A 21,199-nucleotide genomic window follows, 5' to 3' on the forward strand; every position below is an offset into this window, starting at 1 on the left:
AGCTCCCGCGCAGCCCTCTCGCACCCCACCGACCTCCCTCTGACACCCTCTGACAACCCTCTGACCGGAAGGGTCACGATGAGCACCTTCGGCGCCCTCGGCACCGCGTGGCGCGGCCTCTCCGCCGCCCAGCAGGCGATGGACCTCGCCGGCCACAACGTCGCCAACGTCGGGACCGACGGCTACACCCGCCAGCGCATCGAGCAGTCCTCGATCGGCGCCCCCGCACCCATGGGCCTCGGCGTCGCCGGTCCCCAGGCCGGTCAGGGCGTCTCGGTGGACCGCATCGCCCGTCTCGGCAACGCGCTGCTCGACGCCACGGCCCGGGCCACGGCGTCCTCGGCGGGCTACGACGCGACGCGCGCGACGGCATACGACGGCATCGAGGCGACGCTGCGCGAGCCGGGCACCGACGGGCTGTCCGCGCGCCTGCAGTCGTTCTGGTCGGCATGGCACGACGTCGCCAACCGGCCCGGCGACGCGGGGGCGGCCACTGCGCTGCTCGGCGCGGCCCGGTCGGCCGTCTCGACGCTGGCTAGCGGTCGGGCGGCCCTCGAGACGCAGTGGGCCGACACGGCCGCCGGCGCGCACGACACGGTCGCCTCCCTCAACGACACCGCAGCCCAGGTGGCCGCCCTCAACACGCAGATCGGCGGCGCGCTCGCCCGCGGCTCCTCGGCCAACGAGCTCATCGACACCCGCGCCCGGCTGACGCAGTCCATCGCTGCGACGTCCGGCGCCACCGTGCGCGACGAGTCCGACGGCACGGTGACCGTCTACCTCGGCGGCAACGCCCTCGTGCGGGGTGACACCGCCCGGCCCGTCACCCTCACCGGTGCCGCGGCGATGTCCGGGACCGCGGCCTCGCCCGTGCGGCTCGAGTGGGCCGACCAGCCGGGTCACGAGGTCGGGCTGGAGGGGGGCACCCTCGCGGGCACCCTGTCGGTCCTCGCCCCCGCGTCAGGCGGCTCGGGTGGCCCGATCGCCGAAGCCGCGGCGTCCTACGACGACGTGGCGACGACGCTCGCCGCCACGGTCAACGCCGTGCACCGAGCCGGCAGCGCGACGTCCGGCACGACCGGCCTCGACTTCTTCCGCCTCGACCCGTCGCTGCCGCCGGCCCGTGGGCTCTCCGTGGTGCCCACCGGCCCTGACGGCATCGCCACCGGGGCCGTCGGCGCCGGGGCGCTCGACGGCTCGAACGCCGACGCCATCGCCCGCCTCGCCTCGGGGCCCGGCTCGGCCGACGCCCGCTGGGCCGCCTTCGTGACGGCCACCGGCAGCGCCGCGCGCGCCGTGACGCAGCAGTCCGGGATCTCCGACGCCGCCGCCGCAAGCGCCCGGCAGGCGCAGCTGTCGGGGGCCTCGGTGAGCCTCGACGAGGAGAGCGTCAACCTCATCGCGTCCCAGCACGCTTACCAGGCCGCCGCCCGCGTGCTCACCGCCGTCGACGAAGCCCTCGACACCCTCATCAACCGGACCGGAATGGTAGGACGCTGACCCATGCTCCGTGTGACCGACCAGACGATGTCCCTCGCGGCGCAGCGCGCGCTCGCGGGGCGGCAGTCGCGCCTGGCCTCCGCCCAGGAGACCGCCACCTCCGGGACGCGCATCGCCCGTCCCTCCGACGACCCGGTGGGCACCGGAGAGGCCCTGCGGGTCCGGGCCGACCTCGCGGCGCAGGGGCAGTACCAGCGCAACATCGCCGACGGCACCGCGTGGCTGAGCACCCTCGACTCGGCCCTCGACGGGGCCACCGGCCTGCTGCGCCAGGTGCGTGACGCCGTCGTGCAGGGCACCAACGGTTCCCTCAACCATTCGGCGCGCGACGCGCTCGCGACCGTCGTCGACAGCCTGCGCAAGGACCTGCTGGGCGCCGCCAACACGCGCCTGCTCGGACGCAACGTCTTCGCCGGCACGTCCGACGCCGAGGCGGCCTTCACCGACGGCACGCCCCCGACCTACAACGGCGCCGGCGGCGCGGTCAGCCGCCGGGTCGGCACCGACGAGACGGTCCAGGTCGACGTCGACGGGCGGGCGGCCTTCGGCAGCGGGCCCACCTCCGTCTTCGCCCTCCTCGACGGCATCGCCGCCGACCTCCGCGCCGGGACGGACCCGACCGGGCGCCTGACCGCGCTCGACGGCGCGATGTCCACGGTCGTCGCCACCCGCGCCGACGTCGGGTCGCGCCTGGCCACCCTCACCCGCGCCGGCCAGGCCGCCACCGAGGCCACGACCTCCCTCACCGCCCGCCGCAGCGCCATCGAGGACGTCGACCTCGGTCAGGCCGTGCTCGACCTGCAGCTGCAGCAGGCCGCCTACCAAGCGGCCCTCGCCGTCACGGCGAAGGTCATCCAGCCGAGCCTCACGGAGTTCCTGCGATGAGCACCCTCGTCTTCGAGCAGCCCATGCCCGGCCTCGACCCGCACACCGTCTACGAGCTGGAGGCGGTCGACGGCGCCGACGGCGTCTTCAGCCTGCGCCCGTCCGATGCCCCCGACGTGCGCCTCTTCGTCCTCGAGGCGTCGGTCTACACGCCGACGTACGCCCCCGAGGTCGAGCACGCGAGCGCCGAGGTGGGCCTCGGACCCGACGACGCGCCGCGCCTGCTCGTCGTCGCCACCCCCGGCGAGCGGGGCACCTCGGTCAACCTCGCCGCCCCGGTCGTCGTCAACGACGGCGAAGGTCGCGCGGTCCAGGCGATCCTCGAGGGCTGGGACCTGCGCGCCCCGCTCGCGTGAGTCTCACCTGACCCACGTCGGCGCGTCCGTTTGGACTCCGGAGCCCCGGTGTTGCTACGGTTGGCGTCGCCTCGCAGGCGTAGTTCAGTAGCAGAACAGCCTTCTTCCAGAAGGAAGACGTACGTGCAATTCGTGCCGCCTGCTCCAGAAGTCGGAAGGGCCCGGTCACCGCGACCGGGCCCTTCTGCTGTCCCCGGGCACCCGTGCGCGGCACGGCCTCTCGTATGCCGCGTGGCCGCGGAGCGCGCGTCGGGCGCGGTCGGCGCCACCCGGCATACGCCCGTTTCCCCTCCCGTGCCGTAACTGTGACCTCTCCCTCTTGCGATCGTTACCCGTCGGTAGCATCATGGAAGTGACCGGCCAGTAACTTGGCGCGCCCGCAGCCGACGCCGCGGACGCACGACGAGCGACAAGAACGCGGAGGGTCCCGGATGGGCCACTACAAGAGCAACGTGCGCGACCTCGAGTTCAACCTCTTCGAGGTGCTGGGGCGCCAGGACGTCCTCGGGCAGGGCATCTACGCCGACGTCGACGTCGACGCGGCCAAGGACATCCTCCGCGAGGTCTCGCGCCTCGCCGAGAACGAGCTGGCCGACAGCCTGCTCGACAGCGACCGCAACCCGCCGGTCTACGACCCGGCCAGCCAGACCGTGACGATGCCGGACTCGTTCAAGCGCTCGTTCAAGGCCTACGTGGACGGCGACTGGGGCAACCTCGACGTGCCGGCGGAGCTCGGCGGCATGGTCGTCCCGGCCTCGCTGCGCTGGTCCGTCGCCGAGATGGTCTGCGGCGCCAACCCGGCCGTCCACATGTTCACCGCCAGCTACTCCTTCGCCAACCTGCTGTGGCACCTGGGCAACGACGACCAGAAGAAGCTCGCCAAGCACATCGTCGACAAGGCGTGGCACACCACGATGGTGCTGACCGAGCCGGACGCCGGCTCCGACGTCGGCGCCGGCCGCGCCAGGGCCGTCCAGCAGCCCGACGGCACGTGGCACATCACGGGCGTCAAGCGCTTCATCACCTCGGCCGAGTCCGACATGGTCGACAACGTCGTCCACTTCGTCCTGGCCCGCCCCGAGGGCGCCGGCCCCGGCACCAAGGGCCTCAGCCTCTTCATCGTGCCGAAGTTCCACGTCGACCTCGAGACCGGTGAGCTGGGCGAGCGCAACGGCGCCCACGTCACCAACGTCGAGCACAAGATGGGCCTCAAGGTCAGCACGACGTGCGAGGTCACCTTCGGCGAGCACGAGCCCGCCGTCGGCACCCTCCTCGGCGACGTCCACGACGGCATCGCGCAGATGTTCAAGGTCATCGAGAACGCGCGGATGTTCGTCGGCACCAAGGCGATCGCCACGCTCTCGACCGGCTACCTCAACGCGCTCGAGTACGCCAAGGAGCGCGTCCAGGGCGCCGACCTCACGCAGATGACCGACAAGGCCGCGCCGCGCGTCACCATCACGCACCACCCCGACGTGCGCCGCTCGCTCATGCTCCAGAAGGCCTACGCCGAGGGCCTGCGCGCGCTCGTGCTCTACACCGCGAGCCAGCAGGACGCCGTCAACCAGGCGCAGGCCGGCAACCCCGCCGCACCGCTCGGGAAGGGCTCCGACGCGGCCCTCGCCAACAAGGTCAGCGACCTCATGCTCCCCCTCGTCAAGGGCCTCGGCTCCGAGCGCGCGTGGGTGCTGCTCGGCACCGAGTCGCTGCAGACCTACGGCGGTTCAGGCTTCCTGCAGGACTACCCGATCGAGCAGTACGTCCGCGACGCGAAGATCGACACGCTCTACGAGGGCACGACCGCCATCCAGGGCCTCGACTTCTTCTTCCGCAAGATCGTCCGCGACAAGGGCCAGGCCCTGCAGCACGTCGCCGGCCAGATCCAGGAGTTCGCCAAGGACCTCGGCGGCTCGCTCGACACCGAGCGCGAGCTGCTCGGCAAGGCGCTCGAGGACATCCAGGGCATCGTCGGCCACATGATCGGCGACCTCATGAAGAGCGACCCGCGCATGGGCGGCGACGCGGCCAACCTCTACAAGGTCGGCCAGAACACCACGCGCCTGCTCCTCGCCGCCGGTGACCTCGTCGTCGGCTGGCTGCTGCTGCGCCAGGCCGAGGTCGCCCAGAAGGCCCTCCACGGCGGCGCCGCCGGCAAGGACGCCGACTTCTACCGCGGCAAGGTCGCGGCCGCGTCGTTCTACGCCAAGAACGTCCTGCCGAAGATCGCCGCCGAGCGCGCCATCGCCGAGGCCACCGACAACGACCTCATGGACGTGCCCGAGTCGGCCTTCTGAGCCACCCCTCACGACGAGGCGCCCTCCCCCACCGTGGGGACGGGCGCCTCCTCGTGTGCCGGGCGTCCCTACCCGCCTGTGTATGCCGTCAGGCGAGGGAGCGCTGGTAGGCGGGGTTCAGCTCGACGATGCGAAACCCGAGGTCCTCGTTGATCGAGACCATCCACGAGTTCGTCTCGTCGTTGCCCGTGACGACGCGGCGGCGCTCCGGGTGGTCGGCCTGCAGACGCCGGAGGTTCTCGACCTTGACCGCCATGCCGAGACGGCGTCCACGGTGGTCTCGGTGCACGAGCGTCCCCCACTGCCAGGCGACTCCGGGCGCCCCCGAGGGCAGCATGAGGTCGGAGTAGGCGACGACCTGGTCGGTCGAGCGGTGCACCGCGACCGTCGTCAGCCGCACTCGACCCTGCTGCCGGAAGACCTCGAGGTGCTCCTCGTAGCGCGCCGGCGTCAGGGACTCCTCCTCGAAGTCGAGGTCACCCGTCGGGGCGTCGACGGCGAGCTGGTTCATGACGGCGCAGAGCGACTCCTGCAGGCGAGGCGGCACACCGCCGACATGGGTCTCGAGCCGGTAGTCGCCCTCCCACCTCTGGCGGGCCTGCTCGGCGTGCCGGTCGAGCAGGCCGTCGGCCACGGGGAGCTCGAGGTGGCGCAGGATCTCGGTGTTGCTGAGGTGGAAGCCGTGGCGCTCGGCGAACCGGCGGTAGCGGTGACCGTCGGAGTCCGGCGGCACGATGAGGTCGACGACCATGGTGGTCCGCCCCTCCTCGCGGGTCCGCTCGACGAGCCGGGCGACGAGCGCCGAACCGGCGCCGCGGCCACGGTGGGCCGGGTCGACCTGGAGCTCGAACCACGCCATGGAGGTGTTGTCCTCCATCGGCAGCCAGAGGGTCGCGACCCCGACGAGCTCCTGCCCGTCGAACGCGCCCCACATCTGCATCGGCTCGGCCTTGTCGACGTGGCGCCACTCGACGAGGGTCTCCTCCAGCGACGGCGGCTCGTTCCAGGGCCGCTCGTGGTTCTTGCTGGCGACGATGACCTCGTAGGCGCGAGCGCACAGGCCGTCGTCGTGCGCGTCGATGAGGATCGTCTCCATCCCTCGACGGTAGGGGGCGGCCCCCTCCCCGGGCCATCGACTTTTGCCCGTGCCCTTGTGCCGCGGTCAGGGGCGGAGGCGGGTCACGGGCGGAGGCGGGTCACGGGCGTGGGCCGCGGTCGGGTCGCGCGGAGCAGCAGCAGGCCGGCCGCCAGCACGGCGAAGCCGACGACCGGCGTCACGTCGCCGACGAGGAAGAACACGGGCCGGTTGCCCAGCACGTCGACCCCGACGATCGAGACGATGAGGATGCCGAAGAAGAGCACTCCGGCCGACACGGCTGCCATCGGGTCGACCCAGCGCCGCATCTCCTCGACCGCCGTCGCCGACCCGGTCGCCGGTCCCGTCGCCGTGCGGGGGCCGCGGTCGAACCGGACGAAGACCGCGACGAGCAGGCCGGTCACGACGGCCAGCACCGCGAAGAGGAGCGGACGCGTCAGCCACCACGCCCACGACGCGACCGCAGGCTGCCCGACACCCAGGCCGCGCATCGCGAGCAGCACCGTCATCAGGGCGGTGAGGTGCCAGAGGAAGGCGGTCATCGCGAAGGGACCTGCGACGACGACGGCCCGCCACGCCTTCGGCCGGCCCAGCACGCGTGCCATGACGGGCCGCAGCAGCACCGCGAGGCCGCAGATGCCGATGCCCTGGGCGAGGAGCGCCGCCGTGGGGGGTGCCATGTTGGAGACCGCCTCTCCGGGCAGTCCCACCATCGACGTCGGGTAGGGACCGAGGGTGATGGCGAGACCCATCGCACCGAAGCCCACGACGACCATCGCCCAGCCACGCGCAGTCGTGAGCAGCCCGTCGCGCCAGGCGAACCCGAGCTGGTGGAGCGCCAGCCACACCAGAGCGAAGTTGAGGTTGCCGACGAGCTCCGGGCCGCCGCCGAAGCGCACCGCGTCGACGGCGCAGGCCAGCGTCACGAGCACCCCGACGACGCGAAGTCCCCATCGCCCGTGGAGTTTTCGCATCAGCGGCGCGAAAGCACACGCCCCCAGGTAGATGCCGACGAACCACAGCAGCTGCGGCACCATGACGAGCGCGTCACGTGCCAGGCGCCCCGCGTCACCGGGGCGGGACGTCAGGCCCGACAGGTCCGCGACGACACCCAGCAGCACCCAGACGGCCAGGAAGGTGAGGGTCGGGCGCAGGAGGCGGGCGGCCCGCGCACGGAAGAAAGCGGCATACCTACCCCGGCCGGCCGGCAGGCGGCGTTCGAGCGACTCGAGCGTGTGCGCGTGGGCGACGCCGCCGACGAGGAAGAAGAGCGGCATCACCTGCAGCACCCACGTGAGCGGCTGCAGGGACGGCACGACCGCGAGCGCGTTGGTGATCTGCCCGGCGGGTGTGATGGCGACCATGAGCCAGTGGCCGAGGACCACGACGAGCAGCGACCCGACACGGAGGGCGTCGACCCACCGGTCCCGGTCGGCCGGCGTCGCGGCGGCGATCTCGGACGCGCTGTGCGGCGTCACGTCAGGGCGGCTGCGGCTCACATCTCATGCAAGCACGAACGACGGTCCGGGCACGTGAGTTCTCCTGCTCAGCACCTCCCCCGAGACGTCGAAAGGCCACGAACCGGGCTCCGGTTCGTGGCCTTTCGACAATCGGGGGCCTGGTGGCCCCTCCGGACGGTCTAGAGGGTCTCGTCGCGACGCTCGACGCGACGCTCGACGACCTCGTCGCCGTCGACCCGGCGCTCCACGACGTCCGGCGCGCCACGGCGCTCGGTGACGACCGTGTGCTGCGTGCGGGCGCGCTGGGCGTTGAGGACGAGCGCGAGGATGATCGCCAGGGCTCCGGCGAGCATGAGGATGATCCCGATCGTGTTGCCCGTGCTGCTGCTCATGTTGAGGACGCTGGAGTCGATGTTGGTGAAGTAGAAGATCGCTCCGACGACGAGCAGGAAGATCCCGAGTCCGATACCCATGAGGTCTCCTTGGCTGGGGTACGCCCTGGACGCGCACCTGCGATGTCCTTACCCGCCCGGCACGCAACACCCACGGTCCGAGGGCGAGCGGGTGTCAGCGGGCGCGGCGCCGACCGAACCCGAGGGTGACGGCCGAGACGAGGAGCATGACGACTCCCACCCCGACGGCGATGGCGATCTCGTAGTAGAGGTTGCGCGCGGCGAGGCCGTAGGCGGCGTCGGCGATCGTGCGCGCCACCTCGGGGTCGACCCGTCGCATGAGGGGCTCACGAGCCACCATGAGGACGAGGGCGAGCGCGGCGGCCGTGACGATCCAGCCGAGGGCCACGAGGGTGGTCGCGGTGCGCCAGCGTCGCGCCAGGGCGATCGACAGCAGGGCGAGCGCCCCCACGACGAGCGGCGCCCAGGGACCCCAGGCGTCGGCGATCCGGTATGCCGTCTGCGCCTTCTGCAGGTCGGCCGCCTTGACGAGGGGGATCGCCACGACCGGCGCGATCGTCCCGGCATTCGGCACGCCGGCCTGCTCCAGCGTCGACGTCAGGGCGGGGATCGGGATCGTGACGCGCACGGAGACCCGGCCCTGGTCGTCGAGCTGCGTGTTGGCGCGGCCCTCCATGACGGCGATGAACTGGGTGTGGACCGCCCGGATGCCGGTGGTCCAGGCGGCGGTCACCTGGGGGCTCGCGACGAGAGCCGCAGCCTGGGTGCGGATCGGCGCCTCGAGGGCCTTCTCGATCGCGGGACGCAGGTCGATCGCGCTGAGGACGCCCTGGACGATGCCGTCGGTCAGGGCCTCCTGGACCTGGGGCTTCGTGACGACGGGCCGCAGCTCCTCGACGAAGACGTCGGTGCGGGTCAGCAGGACCGAGGCCCAGAAGCCGACGAGCGAGACCGGCAGCAGCACGATGGCCAGCAGCCCGCACACCGCAGAGAGGACGGAGCGCCCGCCGCCGGATGCCTGTCGTGCCACGGGAGCCACCTCGTCCGTTTCGGTCTGGTCCTCACCTGCCCGTCCGGCTAGTCGCCGGCCCTGACCCCCCGCAGGTCGAGAGACAGTGTGGCACCGGCCGTCGGGTCGAGGGTGACCGGGATGCCCCAGTCCTGCTGGAAGAGGTGGCAGGCCGCGTGCTCGGGCACCTCGCCGGTCTCGGGGTCGCCGTCGCACGCCGCCGCCTGCACGGAGATGTGCAGCGTGCCCGAGCCGATGCCCTCGCGCAGCACGAGCGTCCGGGTCAGCCCCTCGGCACGGCCGGCGCCCGAGACGAGGAGGGCGTCCGGCGTGGCCGAGACGTCCAGTCGGGTCGGGTCGCCCCAGCGGCGGTCGAGCTTCTGGCCGGCCGGCGGCACGAACGTCACCTCGAGCGACACCTCGCCGGCGGGCAGCGGGGTTGACGGTCGCTGGGTGCGGTGGGCCGGCCCGTCGACGCGCTGGGCGGCCTCGGGCAGGGCGACCCGGGTCAGCCGGTGCGCCGCGGACTCGACGACGACGAGGCGGACCTCGCCGGTCTGCGGGTCGCGCTCGACCACGGCGTCGCTGGGCTCGGCGAGACCCTGCGCGAGGGTCGAGACCTGTCCCGTGGTCGGGTCGAAACGGCGCACCGCGCCGTTGTAGGTGTCGCTCACGGCGACCGACCCGTCGGGGAGCTCGGTGACGCCGAGCGGGTGCTGCAGCAGCGCCTCGCCGGCGTCGCCGTCGCGGTGGCCGAAGTCGAAGAGCCCTGTGCCGACGTGGGTCTCGACGACGAGCGCGCCGTCGGGGGCTCGGGTGACCGAGCGCAGCGCCGACGTCTCGGAGTCGGCGACCCAGACCCGGTCACCGGTCGCGGAGGTCGCGAGGCCGGACGGCTGGGCGAACCACGCCTCGGGCGCCGGTCCGTCGACGAGGCCCTCGTTGGAGGTGCCGCCGACGACCTCGACCCGGCCGTCGGCCAGGGTCTCGCCGGGCGTCCACGCCCACAGCTGGTGGGTGCCGGCCATGGCGATGACCAGACGGTCGCCGAGCCAGGCGAGGTCCCACGGCGTCGACAGCGCCTGCTCGAGGGCCGGACCGCCACCGGTGCGCTCGCGCAGCTGCGAGCCGGTGCCCGCCACGACGTGGATCGAGCCGTCGGAGAAGCGGATTCCCTTGACCTGGTGGTTGACCGAGTCGGCGACGAGGAGGTCGACACCGAGCCTCTCGGCGACCTCGGGCGTCGCGAGCAGGACACCCTGCGGCTCGTTGAGGACACCGGCGCCGCCCCAGCGGGCACGCTCGGTCACGAGGTCCTCCTCGAGGTGCACGACCTCGTGGTTCGCGGTGTCGCTGACGACGACCGAGCCGTCCTCCAGCGCGATCGCCTTGCCGGGGAAGCGCAGCGCGGTGTCGGGGGCCGGCGGTGGGACGTAGGGGTCGTCGCCGGGCTGGAGCGTGCCCTTGGCGGCGTGCTCCTCGGCGATCTCCGCGACGAGGGCGGCGAGCCCGGGGCCGTGTCCCTCTCCCGACATCGACGCGACGACGTAGCCCTCCGGGTCGAGCACCACGAGCGTGGGCCAGGCGCGGGCGGCATACGCCTTCCACGTCACGAGCTCGGGGTCGTCGAGCACGGGGTGGTGCACGGCATACCGCTCGACGGCGGCCACGAGCGCGTCGGCGTCGGCCTCGTGCTCGAACTTCGGCGAGTGGACGCCGATGATCGTCAGGGAGTCGGGGAACTGCACCTCGACGGGTCGCAGCTCGTCGAGGACGTGGAGGCAGTTGACGCAGCAGAACGTCCAGAAGTCGAGCACGACGACGCGACCGCGCAGGTCGGCGAGGGACAGCGCGCGCCCCCCGGTGTTGAGCCAGCCGCGGCCGACGAGCTCGGGGGCGCGGACCTTCACCCGGGAGCGCAGCGCGCTGGTGTCGGTGACAGCCTCGGTGGCGGCGTCGGTGCTCACGAGAGCCTCCGGTCCGCGAGCACGGGGAAGGCTCGGCGCCACTCGGAGGTCGCTGCGGTGTCGATGTCGATGCTCAGCACCTCCTCATCAAGGCCGGCGGCGGCCAGAACCTTCCCGGTGGCGTCGACCGCCTGCGAGTGGCCCCCCATCTCGTGGCGGGCGTGGGTGCCGGCGGTGTTGCACTGGAGCACGACGCACTGGTCCTCGACGGCGCGGGCCTGCCCCAGCAGGGTCCAGTGCGTGACGCGCTTGCGCGGCCAGGCCGCCGGGACGACGAACACCTCCGCCCCACGGTCGAGCAGGCGGCGGTAGAGCTCGGGGAAGCGCAGGTCGTAGCAGGTCGACAGCCCGACGGGCACCGTGCCGCCGGTCGCGACGGGCACGTCGACGACGACGAGGTCCTCCCCGGCGTCCATGAGGGTCGGCTCGCCCTCGCCGAAGCCGAAGCGGTGGATCTTGCGGTAGGTGGCGACGAGCTCGCCGTCGGGCGCGAAGACGAGGCTGGTGTTCCACAGGCCGCGGCCGTCGGGGTCGACCGCGTCGGCCCGCTCGACGATCGAGCCGCCGTGCAGGGTGACGCGCGCGTCACGGGCGGCGGCGCTGAGCGCCTGCGCGACGGGTCCGTCGACCGCCTCGGCCCGCTCGTCCCACGCGGTGTAGTCGAAGCCTCCCGCAGCCCACAGCTCGGGCAGGACGACGAGGTCGTGGCCGGCCTGGGCGCCCACGAGGTCGGCGACGCGGGCTGTGCGGTCGACGACGGACTCGTCGTCCCCGTAGGCGAGCTGGATGAGGGCAACCTTCATGGGCCAACTCTCACACGCGTGCCGCTCGCCGTGCGAGTGCCGACCACGGGCGGGGTCGGCGACCCCAGGGGGAAGGCCGCCGGGCCCGCGCCCGGGTCAGCGAACCCGCGCGCGGTGGCTCTCGCGGCGCCTGGCCGCGAGCTCCTCCCGCAGCTCCGGGTCGCTCTGGACGAGGTAGACGAGGCCGCAGTCCTGCGGGCCGCGCGCTCCCGGGAAGCACAGCGTGCACGGTTCGCCGATCCGGATCGGGCACCGCAGGTTCGACGGTCGCTCTGGCATGTCTCTCCTCCCGACACCAATACTACAGCGAGTAGTAATGTGTTCGGGTCAGGCCATGGTCAGGGGCGGGGTCGCGCGTCGCGCCTGGCCAGGGCAGCGAGCTGCTCGTTGTATGCCGTGAGCTCGGCGTCGCCGTCACGGTCGGCACGGCGGTCCTTGCGCACCGACTCGGCGCTGTCGGTGCGGAACCACTGCATCGCGACCGTGAGGGCGAGGACGAGGCTCGGCAGCTCGCCGATCGCCCACGCGACGCCACCGCCGTAGCGCTGGTCGGCCAGCGGGTCGGTGACCCACGGCATCGCGACCGTCGGGAAGAAGTCCCCGCCGAGCAGGGTGGTGCCGCTGATCATCGCGACACCGAAGAACGCGTGGAAGGAGATCGTCGCGAAGAGCACGACGAGGCGCAGCGCGGGACTCCAGCGCTTGGGTCCCGGGTCGACGCCGACGAGGACCCAGGCGAAGAGGTAGCCGGCCAGGACGAAGTGGGCCGTCATGAGCAGGTGGCCCGTGTGCGTCTGCAGGGCCAGCTGGAAGAGCCCGGTCCAGTAGAAGACGACGAGGCTCATGAAGAAGAAGACGGCGGCGAAGATGGGGTTGCCGACCACCGCGAGGAACCGGGAGTGGATCAGGGCGAGGAGCATCTCGCGCGGACCCAGCGTGCCGTCGGTGCGGGCGCGGACCGAGCGCAGGGCCAGCGTCACCGGAGCACCAAGCACGAGGAAGATGGGCACGACCATCGCCTCGACCATGTGCAAGGTCATGTGCCAGGAGAAGGCGACCCGGCCGTAGATGCCGAGCACGCCGTTGGTGGCGTAGAGGAACAGCAGCCAGCCGACGACCCAGCTGACGAGCCGCAGCACCGGCCACGAGTCACCCCGTCGCCGGAGCCGCACGACGCCCCCGACGTAGAGGCCGATGGCGAGCAGGCCGGTCGCGAGGAAGAGCCACTCGACGCGCCAGGCCGTGAGCCAGGACAGGGCCGTCGGCGCCGACGGTGCCGGGTAGCCGGTCAGCGACAGCGCCGCGCTGGGGTCGGCCACCGTCTCGGGCACGGGTGGCTCGCTGCGCGCCAGCGCGGTGGCCACGCCGAAGGCGAGCGCCATGACCATCGTCTCGGCGACGGCGAGGCGCACGAAGAGCCGGCCGCGCACCCGGCCCGGTCCGGAGTCGTCGATGCGGTCGAGGGAGACCCGGCGGTGCCAGGCCCCAGCGACGCCGAGAGCCGTGAAGGCGAGCACCTTGACGAGGATGAGCACGCCGTAGGGCGTCCCGAGGTCGGACCAGGCGCCGAGCCGCGTCGTCGCCGACATCACGCCCGAGACGCCGAGGGTGACGAAGCACCAGAGCGCGACGCTCGAGTAGCGCCGGGCCACGACGCCGAGCGCGTCCCCGAGCTGGTTCCTCAGCACGACGAGGGCGAGGAGACCGCCGACCCAGACGGCGGCGCTCAGCAGGTGCGCGGCGATGGCGTTGACGGCCGTCTCGTGGTCGGCGGAGCCCCCGGCATGACCGGCGAGCCCGAGGACGAGCAGGCCGAGGGCCGACACGGCGGTCAGCGCCACGGCCACGCCACGGGAGCGGGACACCGCTGCCACGGAGGCCACGAGGAAGGCGGCGACCGTGCTGAGCAGACCCACGCGCAGCGTCTCGATGGCCCAGACCGAGCCCATGAGCTGGTTGCCGAAGTCGGGGCTCGAGACCGGCAGGCCCGCGGCGTCGGCGAAGGCGAAGACGACACCCACGGCCCCCGCGATGGCCCACACGAAGGCCGATGCGGTGACGACCCGGAAGGCTGCCGCACGGCGGGGCTCGTCGAGCGCGGAGCTCTCCGCACGCGTACGGCCCGGCACCATCGTCGCCGCGACGAGCAGCGCGCCGATCGTCAGGGAGGCTGCGACGTCGTGGACGACTCGGGTGAGCGGGAGCGCCCACCGAACGACCGGCCCCGCGTCACTCAGACCTCCGGGGAGCGCCTCGGCCGCGCCGGTGTAGCGGGCGGCGACCACACTGGCCACGAGGCCGACGGTGACGACACCCGCCACGACCACGGCGGCGGCGACCCCGCCCGAGGCGTCCGGACCGGTCGGTGCACCGGTGAGGCGGGCTCGCTCGAGGCTTGGCATGCCTCAAGGGTAAGTAGTCTGATGACATGCCCATGCACCCGGCCGCCCCTGACGACCGCACCGGACTGATCGACGCGTTCGACCACTCCGTTCAGTCCATCATCGACCTCGGGTACTCCTGCCGGGACGAGGACTTCGACCTCCAGACCGAGTGCCCCGGGTGGACCGTCAAGGACCAGATCGCGCACGTCGTGGGCGCCGAGAAGTCCTTCGCGGGACTGCCCCGGCCCCAGGTCGAGGTGCCCGACTACCCCCACGTCCACTCCGACTTCGCCCGGTTCGTCGAGGTGGACGTCGAGGCCCGCAGGGGGCTCAGCGGCCGGGAGGTCGTGGCCGAGCTGGCGGAGTTCCACCCCGTCCGAGTGGCCCAGTTGCGCGAGTCCGACGCCGACATCGACACCGTCATCGGCGGTTTCTTCGGGCCCGACACCACGTTCGGCGAGCACCTGCACCGCCGGATCGTCGACGCCTGGGTGCACGAGCAGGACCTCCGCGCCGCCCTCGACCGTCCGGGCAACCTCGACTCCGCGAGCGCCGCGGTCTTCACCGCCGACATCCTCGCAGCCCTCCCCCGCATCGCCTCACGCGTCGCCGGCATCGGCGCGGGGCACGCCGTCGTGCTCGACGTGAGCGGCCCCGTCGTGGCCCGCGGCGGAGCGCGCATCGTCACGGGTGAGGACGGGCGCCCTTACGGCGAAACGCTGTTCAGCGGCAACGACCGGCCCGACGGTGAGGAGCAGCTCGACGTCACGTCGATCCACCTGACCACCGACGCCCTGACGCGGAGGGCCGCCGGGCGCCGCCCGGTCGACGAGATCCACTACACCGTGACCGGCGACGAGGAGACCGCGCGCCGCCTCCTCGAGGCCCTCGTCGTCGTCACGCACTGATTCAGCCACGGGCCGAAACACCCCCCGGAGCCGTCCGCCACAGGGGCGGACGCGTGCCCGCGTATACACCCAAAGGGCCTCGCGCGGGGCGGGCCGCCACCTTGTGTATATGTGCCCAACGGCCTAGCGTCATAAGAAGTCGGTCAAGCCAGCGCCGCATCGGGGATCCGATCCATCGGAGTTGAAATGACCGACCCATCCGTGGGTCCGCGCAAGGACGCGCGAACCAGAGAGCTCATCCATACCCTTCGCACGTCGGACTCGGAGTCCGACCGCACCAACGCTCTCGAGACCGTGACGGTGCTGCACATGCCGCTCGCCCGTTCTCTCGCCCACCGCTACTCGGGCAAGGGCCTCGACCGTGAGGACCTCGAGCAGGTGGCCTTCCTGGCCCTGCTCAAGGCCGTCAAGCGTTTCGACCTGTCCAAGCCGACCGAGTTCGGCGCCTACGCCACACCCACCATCACCGGCGAGCTCCGTCGGCACTTCCGCGACCACGGCTGGCTCGTGCGGCCGCCACGGGAGCTCCAGGAGCGCCGGCAGCTCGTCACCGACACCCGGTCACGGCTCGAGCAGCGACTCGGCCACGACCCGGACGCCGGCGAGCTGGCCACCGAGCTGGACATCCCGCTCGAGTCGGTCCGGGAGGCCCAGGTCGCCTCGACCAACCTCCGCCCGGCCTCGCTCGACTCGACGACGGCGGACGGCAGCCGGCCGGTCCTCGACCTGCTCGACGCCCGCGGGGACCCGGGTGCAGACCCGGCCCTCGACGAAGGCATCGTCGTGCGCACCGCTCTCGAGCGGCTGCCCGCCCGTGACCAGCGGCTCGTGCAGCTGCGGTTCGGCGGCGACATGACCCAGGCCGAGATCGCCGACTCGATGGGCCTGAGCGCCATGCAGGTGAGCCGCCTGCTGCGGCGCACCCTCGACGAGCTGCGCCGTCAGCTGTCGGCGGAGGGAATGACCTCCGCCTGACCCCCAGCAGATCCGAATGGTCCCGACAACCGCGAACAGCGGCTCGGGGCCATTCGTCGTTCCGGGCCCCTTTCGGGGACTCGCGGGCCGAGGACCGGACTCCGGACCGCGAGACGGAGCGACCGGGCCCCTGGGGCCGGTGGGCCGCCCGAGCGTCAGACCGCGGAGCTCGTCGCGCTGTCGCCGACGCCCTGCCCGCCGGCCGAGCCCGGTCCGAACTGCGACTCCTGCCCCTCGATGACCTGCGAGGCCACTTGGGCGAGCTTCATGTTCAGCTCCTGCGACGTGCTCCGCAGCAGCTCGAACGCCTGCTGGCCGCTGATGTGGTGCGCGGCCATGAGCAGGCCCACCGCCTTGCCGATCTCGCGGTTGCTCTGCAGCCCCTGACGCAGCGTGGCCGCCTCCTCGCGGGCCCGGATGGCCATCAGGGCGACCGAGGCGAACGAGGCGATGACGGCGCCGACGTCGGCCGACCTCGACGTCAGGCCGCCCGGGGTGTCGGAGAAGAGGTTGAGCGCCCCGACCTTGTCGCCGTCGAGGAGCAGCCGGTAGCCGATGGCCGACCGGACCGGGGTCTCGGCCACGATGCGCTCGGTGAAGCGCGGCCACGGCGTCTTGGCGTCGGTGAGGTCCGCGTCGTGCTGGTAGGCCTCGGAGATGATGGCGTCGACGCAGGGGCCCTCGCCGACCTCGAGCTCGATCTGGTCGATCCGGCGGGCGATGTCGTCGGTGCTCGCGGCGGTCACGTAGCGGTCCCGGGTGCGCACGAGCAGCGACGCGCGGTCGCAGCCCTCGACGAGCCGGAGTGCGGCGTCGACCAGCGACTGGTGGATCGAGCCCGAGTCGGCCCCGGCATAGATCAGCGCCGACATCTGTCGGAAGGCGTCGTTGACCGTCGGGTCGATCGGAACGTCGCTCGTCATGTCACTCCCTGCACTCCTGCATTCTTGCGCCTGGGCCCCGCACTCTGCTGGACGGTCCGGGCGCGTCAGTCATCCTCGCACCTCCCCCGTGGCGCGAGACCACAGACAACCACACGACCCCCCTCCGTGGCGAGGCCGTCTCACCTTAGACAAACATTGGACACAGTGAGTTGACGTGAGCCCGGTCGCGGAAGATACTTGCGTGCTGCAAGCAACTACCCGCACCCAGGAGCGACCATGGCTGTCACGGAGGACGAGGCGAACGCCGTCTTCCTCGGGCTGCTGCGCGTCCAGAAGCTCCTCGTCGCGGCCAAGCACACCGCACCGCGCCTCGAGGACGGCATCGACGTCACGGCATACCCCGTGCTCTTCGTCGTAGCGGGCGTGGGCACCGTGCGCATCTCCGAGCTCGCCACCACGCTGCACAACGACGTCTCCACCGTCAGCCGCCAGGTGAGCTCGCTCGTCACGAGCGGCCTGCTCGAGAAGAGCGCCGACCCCAACGACGGGCGCGCGTGGGTCGTCTCGCTCACCGACCACGGCCACGACGCCGTGGTCCGCATCCAGGCCAGCCGTGCCGCCTGGTTCCAGGGGCTGCTCACCGACTGGGACGGCCCGGTCACCACCGAGTTCGTCGCACGGCTGCGTGAGCTCGGCGACGCGCTCGACACCAACCTCCGGGACCGGGGTGCAACGACGCCCCCCATGCCCTACGACTCCAGAATCCAGAAGCAGAAAGAGGACTGACATGTCCGACACCACCGCCGAACCGTCGCGCGTCGACGCGAGCGGGGCCGGCCACCCGGTGCTCTCCCACAAGGAGATCCTCACGATCCTCGTCGGCCTGATGATGGGGATGTTCCTCGCGGCGCTCGACCAGACCATCGTCGCCAGCGCGATGCGGGTCATCGCCGACGACCTCAACGACCTCGCCGGCCAGGCCTGGGTCACGACGGCCTACCTCATCACGAGCACCATCGCGACGCCGCTCTACGGCAAGCTCGGCGACATCTACGGTCGCAAGAAGCTCTTCATCTTCGCGATCTCGATCTTCACGATCGGCTCGATGCTCTGCACGCTCGCCTGGTCGATCCCGTCGCTCGCGGCCTTCCGTGCCGTCCAGGGCATCGGCGCCGGTGGCCTCTTCTCGCTCGCCCTCGCGATCATCGGCGACATCGTGCCGCCGCGCGAGCGCGCGAAGTACCAGGGCTACTTCCTCGCCGTCTTCGGCACCTCGAGCGTGCTCGGCCCGGTCATCGGCGGCTTCTTCGCCGGCCAGTCCACGCTCCTCGGCGTCACCGGCTGGCGCTGGGTCTTCCTCGTCAACGTGCCGATCGCCGTCGCCGCCCTCATCGTCGTGACGCGCACGCTGCACCTGCGCCACCACCGCCTCGACCACCGCATCGACTACTTCGGTGCGCTCAGCCTCTCGGTCGCGCTCGTGCCGCTGCTCATCGTGGCCGAGCAGGGCCGTGAGTGGGGCTGGAGCTCGGCCACCTCGATCACCTGCTACGCCATCGGCGTCGTCGGGCTCGTCGCGTTCTTCCTCATCGAGCGCTCGATGGGTGAGGAGGCGCTCATCCCGCTGCGCCTGTTCACCAACCGCACCGTCGCCTCGAGCTCGGTCGCCTCGGTCTTCATCGGCATGGGCATGTTCGGTGGCCTCGCCGCGATCCCGCTCTACCTGCAGATCGTCAAGGGCTCGACGCCGACCGAGGCCGGTCTCCAGCTGCTGCCGATGACGCTCGGCATCATGTCCGGCTCGATCATCTCCGGTCAGCTCATCTCGCGCACCGGCCGCTACCGCCACTTCCCGATCATCGGCGCCGCGATCCTCGTGCTGTCGCTCTACGGCTTCCACTTCGTCGGGGCCGACACCCCGCTGTGGAAGACCATGATCGGGATGTTCTTCTTCGGCATCGGCCTCGGCTTCAACTTCCAGCCGCTGACGCTCGCCGTGCAGAACGCCGTCGACCGCCGCGACATCGGTGTGGCCACGAGCTCGGCCACCTTCACCCGCCAGATCGGCGGCACGCTCGGCACCGCGGTCTTCCTGTCGATCCTGTTCTCGCAGGCCGGCACGAAGATCTCCGACGCCTTCGCGAGCATCGCGCCGACGCCGGCCTTCCAGGCGGCCCTGCGCAACCCGACCGGCGGCGACCCGGCCACCAACAAGGCCTTCATCGGCCAGCTCCAGGCGGCCCAGCAGTCGGGTAGCGCCGGTGGCGGCGTCGGCGGCTCGGCCCTGTCGGACAGCTCGTTCATCAACCAGCTCGACCCGCGCCTGGCCAAGCCGTTCCTCGTCGGCTTCTCCGACGCGATGTCGGTCGTCTTCCTCGTGGCTGCCGGCGTGCTGATCCTCGCGTTCGTCGCCACGCTCTTCCTCCCGCACGTCGACCTCGGCCCCAAGCCGGGCGCTGCGACTGCGAAGGACGACGACGAGGCCGTCGCCATCCCGGCCGGTCACTGACGGGTCCGCTCCACCCGCTCCACCGTCGAAAGGCCACCTCTCGCCCGAGGGGTGGCCTTTCGTATGCCGTGTGCCCGGGTCCCGCGGAGACACCCCACCGCCGCCCGGGTCGGGTGAGCAGGCGCCCGCACCGGGTCGACGAGATGGCAACCACCGCCCGGGGCCGGGTCGAGCAGAGCGGCGGTGGGCTGGGCGGCGGTGGGCTGGGCGCCGGGGGGCGGGGGCGGCGGGGGCGCACATCGCCCGGCAGATGGTGCGGCGGATGGTCCTGCAGATGGTGGTGTCATCACCCCAGTGACCGCAGCACCATCCGCCGACTCATGACGGGTGCGGCCCCTCCGGAACGACCCCGGGCGTGACCACCGGGAGGCACGCCCAGGGCCCAACGTGGCCACTCGTCGGCTCCGTGGGGCCACTGGTAGCACCTCGACGCGCTCCGTGGGGCCACTGGTGGCCACTCGACGCGTCAGGACCGGCACATCGTGGCCACTGGACCGTCTGGGCGGGGCCTCAGCGGAGGTTGTGCAGCTCGCGGCGGGTGAGGAACGCGCGCGTGCCTAGTGCCATGACGAAGGCGAAGCCGCCCGCGATGATCGCCACCCAGTAGCCGTGCTGGGCCCCGATGTGGTCGACGACGACACCGGAGACGGCCGAGCCGGCAGCGACCCCGACGATGATGCCGGTCAGCACGATCGTCATGCCCTCGTTGAGCTGGGCCTTGGGCACGATGCGCTCGATGAGGTTCATCGTCGTGATGAGCGTGGGGGCGGTGGCCATGCCGGCCACGAGCATCAGCCCGGCGAGGGTCCACAGGTTGCCGGCGAAGAGCACCGGGATCTCGAGCACCGCCATGCCGAGCGTGCCGGCGATGAGGAGCTTGACGAGGCTGCGCCCGTGCGACACGTGCCCGAAGACGAGACCCGCGAGGGCCGACCCCACGGCATACAGCGCGAGGATGGCGCCGGCGGCGCTCGGCGCGCCGAGGTCCTTCGAGACGGCGAGCGTCACGACCTCGTTGACGCCGAAGATCGCGCCCGTCATGACCATGATGAAGGCGAGCGGGACGAGCCCCGGCACCGTGTGGGCGTGCTGGGTCGGTCGCTCGTGGTGCGGCACGACGGGCGGCTCGGTGGAGCGCGCCGAGACGAAGAGGAGGACGCCGACGGTGTAGGCGAGCGCGGCGAAGAGGAAGCCCGCCTCCGGGAAGAGCGTCGTCGAGAGCCAGATCGCGAGGACCGGTCCGATGACGAAGGTCATCTCCTCCATCACCTGCTCGAACGACATCGCCGCATGGAGGTTCTTCGGGTCGTGGGCGAAGATGTGCGACCACCGGGCGCGGGCCATCGTGCCGAGGTTGGGGATGGCGCCGCACAGCGGGAAGGTGATGAACAGCAGCCACGACGGCCAGCCGCGCATCGAGACGAGCAGGGTCATCACGACCCAGAAGCCGGACCACAGGAAGAACGGGATGGCGATCCGGCGCTGGCCGTAGCGGTCGACGAGCCGCCCGAGGAACGGGGCGAAGAGCGCCAGGGAGACCATGCCGACGGCGACGACGGCGCCGGCGAGGGCGTAGGAACCGGTGCGCGCCGAGACCATCGCGACCACGGACACGGCGAACATCGAGCCCGCCGAACGGGCGATCATCCCTCCGGCGATGAAGACGCGTGCCCCCGGTACCTCGAAGAGAGGTCGGTAGGACGCCAGCACAGGTGCTCCTCACGGGTCGGGGACGGTCAACTTCCCCATCCTTGCA

At 72.0% G+C, this 21,199-nt stretch carries 18 protein-coding genes and 1 tRNA gene; 9 read left to right on the plus strand and 10 right to left on the minus strand.

The annotated features are described in order from the left end of the window. The first annotated feature begins 78 nt into the window (after nt 1–78). The 5 genes from flgK (at nt 79) to ABD297_RS10780 (ending at nt 5,035) form a co-directional block, all read left to right on the plus strand. The gene (gene flgK, locus ABD297_RS10760) at nt 79–1,500 is read left to right on the plus strand and encodes a flagellar hook-associated protein FlgK (protein ID WP_344254924.1); all 1,422 of its coding nucleotides are present in this window, start codon (nt 79–81) and stop codon (nt 1,498–1,500) included. Nucleotides 1,501–1,503: 3 nt separating this feature from the next. Next, on the plus strand, nt 1,504–2,385 hold the full coding sequence (flgL, locus tag ABD297_RS10765) for a flagellar hook-associated protein FlgL (protein WP_344254925.1): 882 nt from the start codon (nt 1,504–1,506) through the stop codon (nt 2,383–2,385). Beyond that, nucleotides 2,382–2,741, plus strand: a complete 360-nt coding sequence (locus ABD297_RS10770) for a flagellar assembly protein FliW (protein ID WP_344254926.1) — start codon at nt 2,382–2,384, stop codon at nt 2,739–2,741. The genes flgL and ABD297_RS10770 overlap by 4 nt, the downstream gene beginning before the upstream one ends. Nucleotides 2,742–2,814: 73 nt before the next feature. Then, a tRNA-Gly gene (locus ABD297_RS10775) sits at nt 2,815–2,888 on the plus strand. 284 nt (nt 2,889–3,172) lie between these two features. After that, nucleotides 3,173–5,035 carry an acyl-CoA dehydrogenase gene (locus ABD297_RS10780; RefSeq protein WP_344254927.1) on the plus strand — a complete coding sequence of 621 codons (1,863 nt, stop codon included), beginning with the start codon at nt 3,173–3,175 and terminating at the stop codon, nt 5,033–5,035. Between the two features lie 88 nt (nt 5,036–5,123). Here the strand turns inward: ABD297_RS10780 and ABD297_RS10785 are convergent, their stop codons facing one another. The 8 genes from ABD297_RS10785 to ABD297_RS10820 all read right to left on the minus strand — a co-directional run bounded on the left by ABD297_RS10785 (nt 5,124) and on the right by ABD297_RS10820 (nt 14,185). Then, nucleotides 5,124–6,131 carry a GNAT family N-acetyltransferase gene (locus ABD297_RS10785; protein ID WP_344254928.1) on the minus strand — a complete coding sequence of 336 codons (1,008 nt, stop codon included), beginning with the start codon at nt 6,129–6,131 and terminating at the stop codon, nt 5,124–5,126. An 83-nt stretch (nt 6,132–6,214) separates the two neighbouring features. Then, nucleotides 6,215–7,609 carry an acyltransferase family protein gene (locus ABD297_RS10790; protein ID WP_344254929.1) on the minus strand — a complete coding sequence of 465 codons (1,395 nt, stop codon included), beginning with the start codon at nt 7,607–7,609 and terminating at the stop codon, nt 6,215–6,217. A gap of 161 nt (nt 7,610–7,770) precedes the next feature. Then, nucleotides 7,771–8,064 (minus strand): DUF6458 family protein, encoded by a 294-nt coding sequence (locus ABD297_RS10795; RefSeq protein WP_344254930.1) that lies wholly within the window; start codon nt 8,062–8,064, stop codon nt 7,771–7,773. Nucleotides 8,065–8,158: 94 nt separating this feature from the next. Further along, nucleotides 8,159–9,034, minus strand: coding sequence for a hypothetical protein (locus ABD297_RS10800; protein ID WP_344254931.1), 876 nt, complete (start codon nt 9,032–9,034; stop codon nt 8,159–8,161). Nucleotides 9,035–9,081: 47 nt separating this feature from the next. Continuing rightward, on the minus strand, nt 9,082–10,980 hold the full coding sequence (locus ABD297_RS10805) for an NHL domain-containing thioredoxin family protein (RefSeq protein ID WP_344254932.1): 1,899 nt from the start codon (nt 10,978–10,980) through the stop codon (nt 9,082–9,084). Beyond that, the gene (locus tag ABD297_RS10810) at nt 10,977–11,783 is read right to left on the minus strand and encodes a carbon-nitrogen family hydrolase (protein ID WP_344254933.1); all 807 of its coding nucleotides are present in this window, start codon (nt 11,781–11,783) and stop codon (nt 10,977–10,979) included. The genes ABD297_RS10805 and ABD297_RS10810 overlap by 4 nt, the downstream gene beginning before the upstream one ends. 96 nt (nt 11,784–11,879) lie before the next feature. After that, entirely contained in the window at nt 11,880–12,062 is a 183-nt protein-coding gene (locus ABD297_RS10815; RefSeq protein WP_344254934.1) for a DUF6767 domain-containing protein, read from the minus strand. A gap of 59 nt (nt 12,063–12,121) precedes the next feature. After that, nucleotides 12,122–14,185: a bifunctional copper resistance protein CopD/cytochrome c oxidase assembly protein gene (locus ABD297_RS10820; protein ID WP_344254935.1), complete on the minus strand. Its 2,064-nt coding sequence runs from the start codon at nt 14,183–14,185 to the stop codon at nt 12,122–12,124. 26 nt (nt 14,186–14,211) lie between these two features. On the opposite strand from ABD297_RS10820, the gene ABD297_RS10825 reads away from it, so the two are divergent. Beyond that, on the plus strand, nt 14,212–15,075 hold the full coding sequence (locus ABD297_RS10825; protein WP_344254936.1) for a maleylpyruvate isomerase family mycothiol-dependent enzyme: 864 nt from the start codon (nt 14,212–14,214) through the stop codon (nt 15,073–15,075). Nucleotides 15,076–15,261: 186 nt separating this feature from the next. Next, nucleotides 15,262–16,050 carry a sigma-70 family RNA polymerase sigma factor gene (locus tag ABD297_RS10830; protein WP_344254937.1) on the plus strand — a complete coding sequence of 263 codons (789 nt, stop codon included), beginning with the start codon at nt 15,262–15,264 and terminating at the stop codon, nt 16,048–16,050. A 155-nt stretch (nt 16,051–16,205) separates the two neighbouring features. On the opposite strand, the gene ABD297_RS10835 is transcribed toward ABD297_RS10830, so the two are convergent. Continuing rightward, on the minus strand, nt 16,206–16,973 hold the full coding sequence (locus ABD297_RS10835; protein ID WP_344254938.1) for an ANTAR domain-containing protein: 768 nt from the start codon (nt 16,971–16,973) through the stop codon (nt 16,206–16,208). 237 nt (nt 16,974–17,210) lie between these two features. Between ABD297_RS10835 and ABD297_RS10840 the strand changes: the two genes are divergently transcribed. Together ABD297_RS10840 and ABD297_RS10845 are read left to right on the plus strand one after the other, a co-directional pair. Further along, nucleotides 17,211–17,720, plus strand: a complete 510-nt coding sequence (locus tag ABD297_RS10840; protein ID WP_344254939.1) for a MarR family winged helix-turn-helix transcriptional regulator — start codon at nt 17,211–17,213, stop codon at nt 17,718–17,720. 1 nt (nt 17,721) lies between these two features. Next, nucleotides 17,722–19,443, plus strand: coding sequence for an MDR family MFS transporter (locus tag ABD297_RS10845; RefSeq protein ID WP_344254940.1), 1,722 nt, complete (start codon nt 17,722–17,724; stop codon nt 19,441–19,443). 510 nt (nt 19,444–19,953) lie between these two features. Here the strand turns inward: ABD297_RS10845 and ABD297_RS10850 are convergent. After that, nucleotides 19,954–21,153, minus strand: a complete 1,200-nt coding sequence (locus tag ABD297_RS10850; protein WP_344254941.1) for an MFS transporter — start codon at nt 21,151–21,153, stop codon at nt 19,954–19,956. Nucleotides 21,154–21,199: the final 46 nt, after the last annotated feature.

This window comes from Terrabacter carboxydivorans (assembly GCF_039532035.1).
Classification (GTDB): domain Bacteria; phylum Actinomycetota; class Actinomycetes; order Actinomycetales; family Dermatophilaceae; genus Terrabacter; species Terrabacter carboxydivorans.